An 11,094-nucleotide genomic window follows, 5' to 3' on the forward strand; every position below is an offset into this window, starting at 1 on the left:
CCGGGGCCGTTGCGCACGAAGGCCAGGAGCCAGCGGTTGCCGTCGGAGCCCCGGTTGGACGCGGTGTCGGCGACGAACCAGCGCGGCCAGCCCGCCTTCCGGGGCAGCACGAACCGCGCGTCGGTGAGGGCGAGGGGCTTGTGGTCCGGGTTGCCGCCGGGCGTGTTGATCGAGCGGGCGCGCAGGCCCGCCTGGTTGATCGCCCCGAGCGGACCGGTGACCCGGTCCCTGTCGAGGGCCGGGTCATAGGCCTTGTCGGCCTTGTTGTAGGCCGCCGTGAAGTCGGCGAGCGCCTGCGCGGCCTCGGTCTTCGACGCCGGCGGCAGCAGTGCCAGCTCGCCGTGCACCGTCACGCAGCCGCCCGCCGTCAGCGACAGGACGGTCACCGCCGCCGTCGCCGCGAGGAACCTCGCCGGCCGGCGGCCCCTGGAGGGCGACCACCGCTCAAGCGCTCGCCTCAACCTCAGCCTTCTCATCGGTCGCCTTCTGCTTCTTCACCCGCACGGACGGACCCGACCCTATCGGGGCCAGGAACAGCGCGAGCGTCGGGATCAGATACAGCGCCCACACCGTGACCTGAACGACCGTCGGATCCGGCTGGAAGTTGAAGACGCCCTTGAGGAGCGTGCCGTACCAGCTGTCCGGCGGGATCGTCGCCGAGATGTCGAAGGCCTTGTCCGCGAGGCCGCTGATGAAGCCGGCCTCCTGGAGGTCGTGCACGCCGTACGCGAGCACGCCCGCCGCCACCACGACCAGCATCCCGCCGGTCCAGGTGAAGAACTTCGCCAGGTTGATCTTCAGCGCGCCCCGGTAGAACAGCCAGCCGAGGAACACGGCCGTGAGCAGACCGAGGATGACGCCGACCAGCGGCGCGTACGAGCCGTCCGAGGAGGCCCGGACCGACGCCCACACGAAGAGCGCCGTCTCCAGGCCCTCGCGGCCCACCGCGAGGAAGGCGGTGGCGACCAGCGCGCCGGTGCCCATCTGCAGGGCCGCGTCGAGCTTGCCGTGCAGCTCCGCCTTCAGGTGCCGGGCGGTCCGACGCATCCAGAAGACCATCCAGGTCACCAGGCCCACGGCGAGGACCGACAGCGAGCCGCCGAGCGCCTCCTGCGCCTCGAAGGTCAGCTCCTGGGAGCCGAACTCCAGGCCCGCCCCGAAGGCCAGGGCCACGCCGACGGCCACGCCGATGCCGATCCAGATCGGCTTCAGCGCGTCCCGGCGCCCGGTCTTCACCAGGTACGCGATGAGGATGCAGACGACCAGACTGGCTTCCAGGCCCTCACGCAGGCCGATCAGATAGTTTCCGAACACGTCGGTTCTCCTCCTCGGTTACGCGAACAGCGCCCGGCCCCACCAGTCGTCCTTGTCGCGGACGCCCGGCGGGACGGCGAAGAGCGCCGAACCCACGTGCTGTGTGTACTCGTTGAGCGCGTCGTGCTTGGCCAGCTGGGTCTGCACCGGGATGAAGCCGGTGCGGACGTCCTTCATGTACGCCAGGAAGAACAGGCCCGCGTCCAGCCGGCCGAGGCCGTCCGTGCCGTCGGTGAAGGAGTAGCCGCGGCGCAGGATCGTCGCCCCGTTGTTGCTGTCCGGGTGCGCGAGCCGGACGTGCGAGTCCGGCTTCATCGCCTTCAGGAACGGCTCGTCGTGCTCCTTGGCCTTGCCGACCGGGGCGCCTTCCTTCTTGTCCCGGCCGAAGATGTCCTCCTGCTCGGAGAGCGGAGTGCGGTCCCAGGTCTCGACGTTCATGCGGATGCGGCGGGCGACGAGGTACGAGCCGCCGTCCATCCAGGCCGCGGCGCCCTCGGCGTCCTTGCCGGAGACCCACACGTGCTTCGCGAGCCGGTCGGTCTCGGTGCCCGCGATGTTGCGGGTGCCGTCCTTGAAGCCGAAGAGGTTGCGCGGGGTCTGGGCGTCCGGGGTCGTCGAGGACGTCTTGCCGAAGCCCAGCTGCGACCAGCGCACCGCGACCTTGCCGAAGCCGATCCGGGCGAGGTTGCGGATGGCGTGCACGGCGACCTGCGGGTCGTCCGCGCAGGCCTGCACGCAGATGTCGCCGCCGCTGCGCGCCGGATCCAGGTTGTCGCCCGGGAACTTGGGCAGTTCCACCAGGGCCCCGGGCCGCTTGTCCTTCAGCCCGAAGCGCCCGTCGAAGAGCGAGGGGCCGAAGCCGATCGTGAGGGTGAGGCGGGAGGGCTTGAGGCCGAGGGCCTCGCCCGTGTCGTCCGGCGGGGCCTCCGGCAGGCCGCCGTAGGCGCCCTCGCCGACCTCGGCGCCGGCCGTCATCCGCTCGGCGGCCCGCGTCCAGTCCTTGAGGAGCTGGATCAGCTCGTCGCGGTCCTTCGTCTTCACGTCGAAGGACGCGAAGTGCAGCCGGTCCTGCACGGCGGTGGCGATGCCGGCCTGGTGCGGGCCGTGGAAGGGCACGGCACCGCCGCTGTCGGCGACCGGGGCGGTGCGGTCGCCGTCGCGGGTCAGCGCGACGGCGCCGCCGGCCGCGGCGGCACCGAGCGCGAGCCCGGCACCGCCCCAGCCGATGACCTTGCGGCGGGAGGGCGCGGCGCCCTGCTCCTCGGTGGTGTTCTCGGACATCCGGTGCAGCTCCCTTCCGATTACTTGACGACCGCGGCGGCGAGCTTGGAGAGCGGCTCGGCCAGCGCGTTGACGCCGTCGGAGAGCTCCTTGCGCTCGGTCTTGCCGACCTTCTCGTACGAGGTGAAGACGTAACCGCTCTTGTCCGTGCGGTACTTGTCGAGCAGCGTGTTCAGCGCGGCGAACTGCTTGTCGAGGTCGGCGACCAGCTTCGGGTCGTTCTTCGAGGCGACCGGCTTGAGCAGGTCGAAGGACTTCTGCGCGCCCTCGACGTTCGCCTTGAAGTCGACGAGGTCGGTGTGGGAGTAGCGCTCCTCCTCGCCCGTGACCTTGCCGGTGGCGACCTCGTCCAGGAGCTCCTTGGCGCCGTTGGCCATGGAGGTCGGGGTGATCTCGGCCTTGCCGACCCGCTTCTGCCAGTCCGCGAGGTCCTTGTCGAGGAGGTCGGCGAGCTGCTTCTCGCGGTCGCCGATCTTCTTGTCCTGCCAGAGCGCCTTCTCCAGGCGGTGCCAGCCGGTCCAGTCCTTCGCCGGGTCCTGGCCGTCCTCCAGGCCGTCCTCGCGGACGTCGACCTTGGGGTCGATGTCGCCGAAGGACTCGGCGACCGGCTCGGTGCGCTCCCAGCCGATGCGGGACTCGGCGTAGGCCTTCTTCGCGGCCTCGACGTCGCCGGCGCGGACGGCGTCGGTGAAGACCTTCACCTTGGGGAGGGTCTCGTCGGCCTGCGCCTGGACGTACTGGCGGTAGGCGGCGACGGCGGCGTCCATCTCGGGGGAGCGCTTGGCGGCGGTCTTGCCGCCGGTGGCCCTGACCGCCTGGCGGATGCCGTCGCCCTTCATGCCGGGCTTGCAGGCGATGAAGTAGTCGCCGGACTTGAACTCGGCGGTGACGGTGGCCTTGGTGCCGGGGCCGATGTTCTCGCGCTCGGTGACGATGCGGTCGTCGGGGAAGAGGACGTAGACCTCGGTGATCTTGGAGCCGCGGTTCTCGACGGCGAGCTTCACGTGCCCGGCCGGGAACTCCTTCTTCGAGACCTCGCAGGAGTCGTCCTTGGCGACGACGGTGATCGCGTCGTCGCTCGCCTTGGAGTCGCTTTTCTCGGCGCAGCCCGTGACGGCGGTCAGAGCCGCCGCGGCCGCGGCGGCGGTGACGACGGAGAGGCGGACGGCTCGCATGAGGACTCCAGGAACGCGGGGACGGACTGAGGCGGACCTAACTTAACCGAGGCTTACCTCAGCAATACCCACCCGTCCAGTGATTCAGCTCTCAGGCCGGGCGCACCGGACACGGCCAGGTCACGGAGTCTCCATGGGTCCCTCATGGCTTGGTCAAGGGCAGGTCAAGTGAGGCGGATTGTCTGGATTCTCGTTACGCGCCGGTACGGAGGAGGGAAGCCCTCCGCGCGGGACCGCGTCGATGGTTCAATTCCGACATGAACACGACCGCCACTGACATCGACGTCCTCCGGGTCTTCTGTGCGGGCGACGGCCGGCACGGCAACCGTCTCGGAGTCGTACGGGACGCCCGTACCCACCCCGACGAGTCCTCCCGGCAGGCGCTCGCCAAGGAACTCGGCTTCAGCGAGACGGTCTTCGTGGACGACCCGGAGCGCGGGATCGTCGACATCTACACGCCCGGCCTGCGACTGCCCTTCGCCGGGCACCCGCTCGTCGGCACCGCCTGGCTCCTCGACCTGGAGGTCGTCCAGCCGCCGGCCGGCGAGGTCTGGGTGCGCGGCGACGGGGAGTTCACCTGGATCGAGGCGCGCGCCGAATGGGCGCCGCCCCGCACGCTGCGTCAGTACGGCTCCGTCGCCGAGGTCGAGGCCCTCGACGTGCCCGAGCCGGGGGAGTGGATCTACGCCTGGGCGTGGGAGGAGGAGGCCGCGGGCCGGATCAGGGCGCGGGCCTTCCCCGGCCGCGGCGACGGCATCGACGAGGACGAGGCGACCGGCGCGGCGGCGCTGCTCCTCACGGCGGAGCTGGGGCGGGCCCTGAACGTCATCCAGGGGCAGGGTTCGCAGCTGCTCACCGCCCCCGGCCCCGACGGCATCGTGGAACTGGGCGGCCGGGTCCGCCTGGAGGGAACGATCCAGCTCTGAACGATCCAGCTCCGACCCTCGGGAGGGCGCTCACGCGCTGAGCGAGTACTCCCCGCCCAGCTCGCGGAAGACCGCGCTGTTGAAGTCGAAGGCGCGCTTGCACTCGTCGACGATCCGCTGCTTCTCCAGGTCGTCGACGTTCACCCCGTCGAGCAGCTCCCGGTACGCCCGCTTGAACGCCGCCGGGTTGGAGATCTCCTCGAACACGTAGAACCGGACGCCGTCGCCCTTGCGGTCGAAGCCCCAGGTCCGCTCCGCCCTGTCGCGGATGATCTGACCGCCCGACAGGTCGCCCAGGTAGCGCGTGTAGTGGTGGGCCACATAGCCGGCCGGCCAGTCGCGGGCGCACTCGGCGACCCGCTCGGCGTACGCCGCGGTGGCGGGCAGTGGGGAGACCCCTGCGCGCCAGCCGGGCCCGCGCAGGTGGGCGAGGTCCTGCTCCAGGGCGGCCGTGCGGAACAGCTCGGGCTGTATGAACGGCCCCGCGACCGGGTCCGCGCGGAGCGCCTCGGCGCCCTCCTCCAGGGACCGGTACACGAACCAGAGCTGCTCCGTGTACCGCGCGTACGCGTCGACGGCGAGGCGTCCGCCCAGCAGGTCGCCCATGAAGGACGAGGTCTCCGCCTCCGTGTGCTGCTCGTGCGAGGCCGTACGGATGAGCGTGGAGAAGGGCGTGTCCAAGGCGTGCCTCCGAGACCGATGGGACGGGAACCGGTGACGATCCTGTCGAGTTAGGCTTACCTAAGTCAACCGGTTCCCGACGTCCTGTCGGTAAAAAAGCTACCCGCTCACGGGGTCAGGGCAACGTAAGGATTTCGGCCCCGTTCTCGGTCACCACGAGCGTGTGCTCGAACTGCGCCGTCCGCTTCCGGTCCTTGGTCACCACGGTCCAGCCGTCGTCCCACATGTCGTAGTCGTGGGTGCCGAGCGTCAGCATCGGCTCGATCGTGAACGTCATGCCGGTCTTGATCTCGGTGGTGTGGTGGGGCGAGTCGTAGTGCGGGACGATCAGGCCGGAGTGGAACGACGAGTTGATGCCGTGCCCGGTGAAGTCGCGCACGACGCCGTAGCCGAAGCGCTTGGCGTACGACTCGATGACCCGCCCGATGATGTTGATCTGGCGGCCCGGCTTCACCGCCTTGATCGCCCGGTTCAGGGACTCCCGGGTGCGCTCCACGAGCAGCCGCGACTCCTCGTCGACGTCACCGCAGAGGTAGGTGGCGTTGTTGTCGCCGTGGACGCCGTTGATGTACGCGGTGACGTCCAGGTTCACGATGTCGCCGTCCCGCAGGACGGTGGAGTCCGGGATGCCGTGGCAGATGACCTCGTTGATCGAGGCGCACAGCGACTTCGGGAAGCCGCGGTAGCCCAGCGTGGACGGATAGGCGCCGTGGTCGCACATGTACTCGTGCGCGACCCGGTCGAGCTCGTCGGTGGTGACACCCGGAGCGATGTGCTTGGCGGCCTCCTCCATCGCCTGCGCGGCGATGCGGCCGGCGATCCGCATCCGTTCGATGGTGTCGGAATCCTGCACCTCGGGCCCGGTGTACGGGGCCGGTGCGGGCTTCCCGACGTACTCGGGGCGGCGGATGGAGCCCGGAACGGAGCGGTGGGGGGAGAGCTCCCCCGGTACGAGAAGCGACTGGCCAGACATGCCAGCGAGTCTAACGACCGGGTCTGGGGCAGCATGGTCCCGAAGGAAGGAGCCGAAGACGATGGCCCTGTTCAAGAAGCGCGCCACGGGCAAACCGGGCGAGTGGTACTACTGCCTGGAGCACAAGAAGGTCGAGGAGGGCCCCGAGTGCCCGGCGAAGAACCGATTCGGCCCGTACGCCAGCCGTGAGGAGGCCTCCCACGCCATGGAGACCGCCCGCGAGCGGAACCTGGAGTGGGAGACCGACCCCAAGTGGCACGACGCCGCCGGGAAGGACCAGGCGCCGGAGGACTAGGAGCCCGCGGGGGCCGGGCCCCCGCGGGCCCGCACCCCTGAGCGGGCTCGGGTTTTGCGGGATGCAGGAGACCCCGCGGGGCCGTCGGGGCCGCTCAGGCGGCCTCGGCGGTCTCCCGCAGGGTCGCCTCCTGCTGGGCCCTGCGGCGCAGCGAGTCCTCGTCCGTCTCGGAGTCGTACGAGAGCAGCTTCGGCAGCGCCAGGCAGAGCAGCCCCACCGAGGCCACGCACGCCACACCACCCGTCCAGACGGCCGTCCGGGTGCCGGTCCAGCCGGCCATCGCGCCCGCCCGGACCTGGCCCAGCTGCGGACCCACGCTGTAGGAGAGCACCTCGATGCCGGCGAGCCGGCCGCGCAGCTCCTCCGGGATCGTCTGGTTCCAGATCGTGGCCCGCCCGAGCCCGCTCAGCATGTCGCCCGCGCCCGCGAAGGCCAGGCACAGCAGCACCAGCCACACGTTCCCGAACCAGCCCGCGGCCGCGATCGCCAGGCCCCAGCCGGCCGCGCCCCCGGCCACCAGCAGCCCGTGCCGCCGGACCTTGGAGGTCCAGCCGCTGGTCAGGCCGAGGACCAGCGAGCCGACCGAGCCCGCCGCGTACATCAGACCGAGCGACCAGTCCGCGCCCAGCTCGTCCGCGAGGAACGGGAAGATCGTGTTCGGGAAGGCGAAGAACATCGCCGCCAGGTCGATCACGTACGTGCCGAGCAGCACCGGACGCGACCAGGCGTACCGCGCCCCCTCCGCGATGCCCCGCAGCGAGGGCTTCTCCGCGTCGTGCGCGGCCGGCGCGGGGGTCAGGCGGCGGCACATCAGGACCGAGACCGCGAAACAGACGACCGTCACCCCGTACGCGGACGCCTGACCCGCGTACGCCACCACCAGGCCCGCGAGCGCCGGGCCCGCGATCGAGCCGATCTGCCAGCGCAGCGAGTTCAGCGCGGCCGCCGCCGTCTGCTGGTCGTGCGGCACGATCCGGGCGAGCAGCGAGTCGAGCGCAGGACGCTGGAGCCCCGCGAGCGCCGACACCCCCGCCGCGACCACGTACAGCGGCCAGAGCATCGGGTCCGGGAGCAGCGAGTTCAGCAGCAGGAGCAGGGCGAGCAGCCCGAGCCCCGCCTCGGTCCAGACGATCACCTTCCGCCGGTCGACCGCGTCCGCGAGCGCCCCGCCGTACAGGCCGAACACCACCAGCGGCACCAGCTCGACCGCGCCCATCGCGCCGACCGCGAGCGGCGAACCCGTCAGCTCCTTGATCTGCAGCGGCAGGGCGATCATCGCCATCGCGCTGCCGAAGTACGTGACGATCCCCTGCACCCACAGGAGCCGGAAGTCGGAGGACGAACGCCAGGGCGCGAGATCGGGAAGGAGGGCGGAGAGCTTGGTGGACACAAAGGGTCATGCTCCGACCGATGGTTGGAGGGGGCAACCGAATTACGGCCCGTACGGGGCTCTCGTACGGGGCTGCCGTACGGACTCCCATGGGGGGGCTCCCGTACGGACTCCCGTACGGACTCCCGTACGGGTGGAAGCTCCCCGATCCGCCGCGCGCGGGCCCCGACTCGGGCAGGATGCGGGCCCATGGATGCCGTACGGGTCGCCTTGCTGCGGGAAGTGCTCGCCGGGACGGAGTGGCCCGGAGCGGCCCGCCGGTTCGCGGGCGCGCTCCGGTCCTCCGTCGTGCCGCACCGGGGCGGACTGCTCCTGGTCGGCACGGAGGAGTACGAGCCCTGGCACCTCGCGGCGCACCTCGTCGACGAGTCCGCCTGGTCGGGCCTCCCGGAGCTGGCGCCCACGCTGGTACGGCACCGGGTGCGGCCCGGCGCCCCGGCGCACCTGGCGGTCGGCCTCGGCCGGCTGGAGGCCGCAGGGCGCGGGGCGACCCTGCTCATGGTGGCGCCGGAGCGGCCGGACGCGGGGCTGCTCCAGCGGGTGCACGACGCCCGGCGCGCGGGGGCGACCGTGCTCTCGCTCGACGGCGGCGACGAGGAGGTCCGGGGCCTCGCGCACGAGACGCTCACCGTGGCGGAGGGCGCCGAGGTCGACCTGGACACGGTGCAGCACCTGGTGAGCGCGGCGGCGGGCGAGAACAGCCTGCCGTCACCACGGGGGAGCCGCCGCTTCAGGGACCGCCTCTCGGGCCTGGCGGACCGCCTGACGGCCCCGCCGCCGGCACGGTGGTAGACGGCGCGGCCGTCTCCGGCCGATGGCGCGCGGCCGTCCCCGGCGGACCCGACCGATCGGTAATGTCGGGGCCATGACTACGACTGAGAGCAAGCCCGCCCCCAAGGACCCGTGGGACCTCCCCGACGTCTCCGGTCTCGTCGTCGGCGTCCTCGGCGGCACCGGCGACCAGGGCCGAGGCCTCGCCTACCGGCTCGCCAAGGCCGGCCAGAAGGTGATCATCGGCTCCCGCGCCGCCGAGCGCGCACAGGACGTCGCCGCGGAGATCGGCCACGGCGTCGAGGGCGCCGACAACGCCGAGACCGCCCGCCGCAGCGACGTCGTCATCGTCGCCGTGCCGTGGGACGGCCACGCCAAGACCCTGGAGGCCCTGCGCGAGGAGCTCCGCGGAAAGCTCGTCGTGGACTGCGTCAACCCGCTCGGCTTCGACAAGAAGGGCGCCTACGCCCTCAAGCCCGAGGAGGGCTCCGCCGCCGAGCAGGCCGCCGCGCTCCTCCCGGACTCCCGGGTCGCCGCCGCCTTCCACCACCTCTCCGCCGTCCTCCTCAAGGACACCTCCATCGAGGAGATCGACACGGACGTCATGGTCCTCGGCGAGGAGCGCGCCGACGTCGAGATCGTCCAGGCCCTCGCCGGTCGCATCGCCGGCATGCGCGGCGTCTTCGCCGGACGGCTGCGCAACGCCCACCAGGTCGAGTCGCTCGTCGCCAACCTGATCTCCGTCAACCGCCGCTACAAGGCGCACGCGGGCCTGCGGGTCACCGACGTCTGAGCAGACATCTGAGCCGGTCCCGTCACGGATCGGGGCATGGGGGACACTGGACGGGCAGCATCAGCCGTACCGTCCGACAGGAGCCGACCCCATGCCCCGCCTCGCCCTCTACGCCCTCGTGGTCTGCGCCCTGGCCATCGCCGCGGCCGTCGTCTCCTTCGTCCAGGGCAGCTTCCTCGGCATCGTCTGGGTGCTCCTCGCGGGCCTCTCCTCCAACATGGCCTGGTACTACCTCCGCCGCGCGAAGGCGGAGAAGGCCGCCGCGGCCCAGGGCTGACCGAGGCCCGGGCGTACGGCCCGCCGGGGCCGGAGACCGTGCGGGCGGGGACTACGGCAGGTCCGGCAGCCAGTTGCCGTGGAAGCCGTGCGGGACCCGGGCCGGCAGGTGGATCACGGCCACCGGTCCGGCCGCGAGGTCGTCGGCGTCGAGGACGACCAGGTCACTGCGGCCGGAGCCGGCGTCGTGGACGTACGTCATGAGCCAGCCGGCGGGGGACCCGTCGGCGGCCGGGGCGAACGCGGCCTCACCGGGCGTGCGGGCCGGCCCGAAATCGTGGGTGACGGACGACCCCGCGCCCAGGTCGTAGCGCACCAGCGAGTTCCCGCAGGTCACGTGCCCGTGCACCGCCGGCAGCCCGGCCAGCCGGTCGTCCGTCCGGGGGAACTCGCCCGGGCGGTCGTCGCACTGTTCCTCCCGGACGGTCCCCGTGGCGGGATCGACCGTCCACTTCCACAGCACGGCCTCCCGGCTCCGGTCGACCGTCCCGTCCACCGCGCGCCGCCACAGCTCGGGGTAGCGCATGACGTGGACGACGATCGTCCCGTCCGCCGCGTCGTACGCGTTGAGCACGTGGAACACGTAGCAGGGGTCGACGGCGAACCAGCGCACCGGCCCGTACGGGTCGTCGCGGCGCAGCACGCCGAGCCGGGCCCCGTACCCGTCGTCCCAGCGGTACGGCATCGTGCCGGTGCCGGCGAGGCCGAGGTCGAAGACCACCGGCAGGTCCAGGAAGACGACGTGCCCGGCGGTGAGGCCGAAGTCGTGCATCATCGTCGGCCCCGGCACCTCCACCGGCCGGCTGACCGTCAGTTCGCCGGAGGCGTCGGCCCGGTGGTAGGTGAGGTACGGGGCCTCCGCGATCCCGTAGCCGAAGAAGTGCAGTTCCCCGGTGAGGGGGCAGGTCTTGGGGTGCGCGGTCATCGCGGTCGTCAGCCGGCCGCCGAAGTCGTACGGGCCGACGGTGTCGAGGGCGGGGGTGAGCTCGTAGGGCAGGGCCGTCTCGACGAGGGCGAGGGTGCGGCCGGCGTGCCGGACGACGTGGGTGTTGGCCTGTCCGGCGGTGAGATCCCGCCGGCCCCGCTCGTCGTACATCCGGGCCCCGTCGGTGAACGTGCTCGTGCGGACCCAGCGGTTGCGGTACGAGACGGCCCGGCCGCCTTCGAGCCGTACGCCGTGGACCATGCCGTCGCCGAAGAACCAGTGGCCGGAGGCGGC

Annotated in this window: 12 protein-coding genes and 1 pseudogene; 5 read left to right on the plus strand and 8 right to left on the minus strand. The window is 71.8% G+C overall.

All coding sequences use genetic code 11. From position 1 onward, the window contains the following. From CCN56_RS22105 to efeO, 4 genes and pseudogenes are all read right to left on the minus strand, one after another. Positions 1 to 476: pseudogene (locus CCN56_RS22105) on the minus strand (hypothetical protein); the annotation flags it as partial. Next, the gene (gene efeU, locus CCN56_RS22110; protein WP_086829316.1) at positions 445 to 1,314 is read right to left on the minus strand and encodes an iron uptake transporter permease EfeU; all 870 of its coding nucleotides are present in this window, start codon (positions 1,312 to 1,314) and stop codon (positions 445 to 447) included. The gene efeU and the pseudogene CCN56_RS22105, both read right to left, overlap by 32 nt. Positions 1,315 to 1,332: 18 nt before the next feature. Continuing rightward, entirely contained in the window at positions 1,333 to 2,595 is a 1,263-nt protein-coding gene (gene efeB / locus CCN56_RS22115) for an iron uptake transporter deferrochelatase/peroxidase subunit (protein ID WP_086829318.1), read from the minus strand. 20 nt (positions 2,596 to 2,615) lie between these two features. Continuing rightward, complete coding sequence (gene efeO / locus CCN56_RS22120; protein ID WP_086829319.1) at positions 2,616 to 3,770, minus strand: iron uptake system protein EfeO; 1,155 nt, start codon at positions 3,768 to 3,770, stop codon at positions 2,616 to 2,618. Between the two features lie 257 nt (positions 3,771 to 4,027). Between efeO and CCN56_RS22125 the strand changes: the two genes are divergently transcribed. Then, entirely contained in the window at positions 4,028 to 4,696 is a 669-nt protein-coding gene (locus tag CCN56_RS22125) for a PhzF family phenazine biosynthesis protein (RefSeq protein ID WP_086829321.1), read from the plus strand. A gap of 30 nt (positions 4,697 to 4,726) precedes the next feature. Here the strand turns inward: CCN56_RS22125 and CCN56_RS22130 are convergent, their stop codons facing one another. Together CCN56_RS22130 and map are read right to left on the minus strand one after the other, a co-directional pair. Beyond that, positions 4,727 to 5,377: a heme oxygenase (biliverdin-producing) gene (locus CCN56_RS22130; RefSeq protein WP_086829322.1), complete on the minus strand. Its 651-nt coding sequence runs from the start codon at positions 5,375 to 5,377 to the stop codon at positions 4,727 to 4,729. 115 nt (positions 5,378 to 5,492) lie between these two features. Continuing rightward, positions 5,493 to 6,350 carry a type I methionyl aminopeptidase gene (map, locus tag CCN56_RS22135; protein WP_033209659.1) on the minus strand — a complete coding sequence of 286 codons (858 nt, stop codon included), beginning with the start codon at positions 6,348 to 6,350 and terminating at the stop codon, positions 5,493 to 5,495. A gap of 61 nt (positions 6,351 to 6,411) precedes the next feature. On the opposite strand from map, the gene CCN56_RS22140 reads away from it, so the two are divergent. Next, the gene (locus tag CCN56_RS22140) at positions 6,412 to 6,645 is read left to right on the plus strand and encodes a hypothetical protein (protein ID WP_086829324.1); all 234 of its coding nucleotides are present in this window, start codon (positions 6,412 to 6,414) and stop codon (positions 6,643 to 6,645) included. A 94-nt stretch (positions 6,646 to 6,739) separates the two neighbouring features. Here the strand turns inward: CCN56_RS22140 and CCN56_RS22145 are convergent, their stop codons facing one another. Next, complete coding sequence (locus tag CCN56_RS22145) at positions 6,740 to 8,035, minus strand: MFS transporter (protein ID WP_086829325.1); 1,296 nt, start codon at positions 8,033 to 8,035, stop codon at positions 6,740 to 6,742. 189 nt (positions 8,036 to 8,224) lie between these two features. On the opposite strand from CCN56_RS22145, the gene CCN56_RS22150 reads away from it, so the two are divergent. From CCN56_RS22150 to CCN56_RS22160, 3 genes are all read left to right on the plus strand, one after another. Next, positions 8,225 to 8,827 (plus strand): hypothetical protein, encoded by a 603-nt coding sequence (locus CCN56_RS22150; protein ID WP_041128937.1) that lies wholly within the window; start codon positions 8,225 to 8,227, stop codon positions 8,825 to 8,827. A gap of 73 nt (positions 8,828 to 8,900) precedes the next feature. After that, a complete protein-coding gene (gene npdG / locus CCN56_RS22155) occupies positions 8,901 to 9,599 on the plus strand; it encodes an NADPH-dependent F420 reductase (RefSeq protein ID WP_086829327.1) in 699 nt (232 codons plus the stop codon). Positions 9,600 to 9,690: 91 nt separating this feature from the next. Next, positions 9,691 to 9,876 (plus strand): hypothetical protein, encoded by a 186-nt coding sequence (locus tag CCN56_RS22160; RefSeq protein WP_086829329.1) that lies wholly within the window; start codon positions 9,691 to 9,693, stop codon positions 9,874 to 9,876. A 51-nt stretch (positions 9,877 to 9,927) separates the two neighbouring features. Here CCN56_RS22160 and CCN56_RS22165 read toward each other — a convergent pair. Continuing rightward, a partial coding sequence (locus CCN56_RS22165) for a carotenoid oxygenase family protein (protein WP_086829332.1) occupies positions 9,928 to 11,094 on the minus strand: 1,167 nt, incomplete at its 5' end.

The sequence above is a fragment of the Streptomyces sp. NRRL B-24572 genome, assembly GCF_002156145.1.
Taxonomy (GTDB): domain Bacteria; phylum Actinomycetota; class Actinomycetes; order Streptomycetales; family Streptomycetaceae; genus Streptomyces; species Streptomyces vietnamensis.

What these genes read in the sequence shown, in the direction of transcription:
- efeB (WP_086829318.1), bottom strand. Translation starts at nt 2,595, where the DNA reads ATGTCCGAGAACACCACCGAGGAGCAGGGCGCCGCGCCCTCCCGCCGC.
- map (WP_033209659.1), bottom strand. Translation starts at nt 6,350, where the DNA reads ATGTCTGGCCAGTCGCTTCTCGTACCGGGGGAGCTCTCCCCCCACCGC.
- CCN56_RS22140 (WP_086829324.1), top strand. Translation starts at nt 6,412, where the DNA reads ATGGCCCTGTTCAAGAAGCGCGCCACGGGCAAACCGGGCGAGTGGTAC.
- CCN56_RS22125 (WP_086829321.1), top strand. Translation starts at nt 4,028, where the DNA reads ATGAACACGACCGCCACTGACATCGACGTCCTCCGGGTCTTCTGTGCG.
- npdG (WP_086829327.1), top strand. Translation starts at nt 8,901, where the DNA reads ATGACTACGACTGAGAGCAAGCCCGCCCCCAAGGACCCGTGGGACCTC.
- efeO (WP_086829319.1), bottom strand. Translation starts at nt 3,770, where the DNA reads ATGCGAGCCGTCCGCCTCTCCGTCGTCACCGCCGCCGCGGCCGCGGCG.
- CCN56_RS22160 (WP_086829329.1), top strand. Translation starts at nt 9,691, where the DNA reads ATGCCCCGCCTCGCCCTCTACGCCCTCGTGGTCTGCGCCCTGGCCATC.
- CCN56_RS22150 (WP_041128937.1), top strand. Translation starts at nt 8,225, where the DNA reads ATGGATGCCGTACGGGTCGCCTTGCTGCGGGAAGTGCTCGCCGGGACG.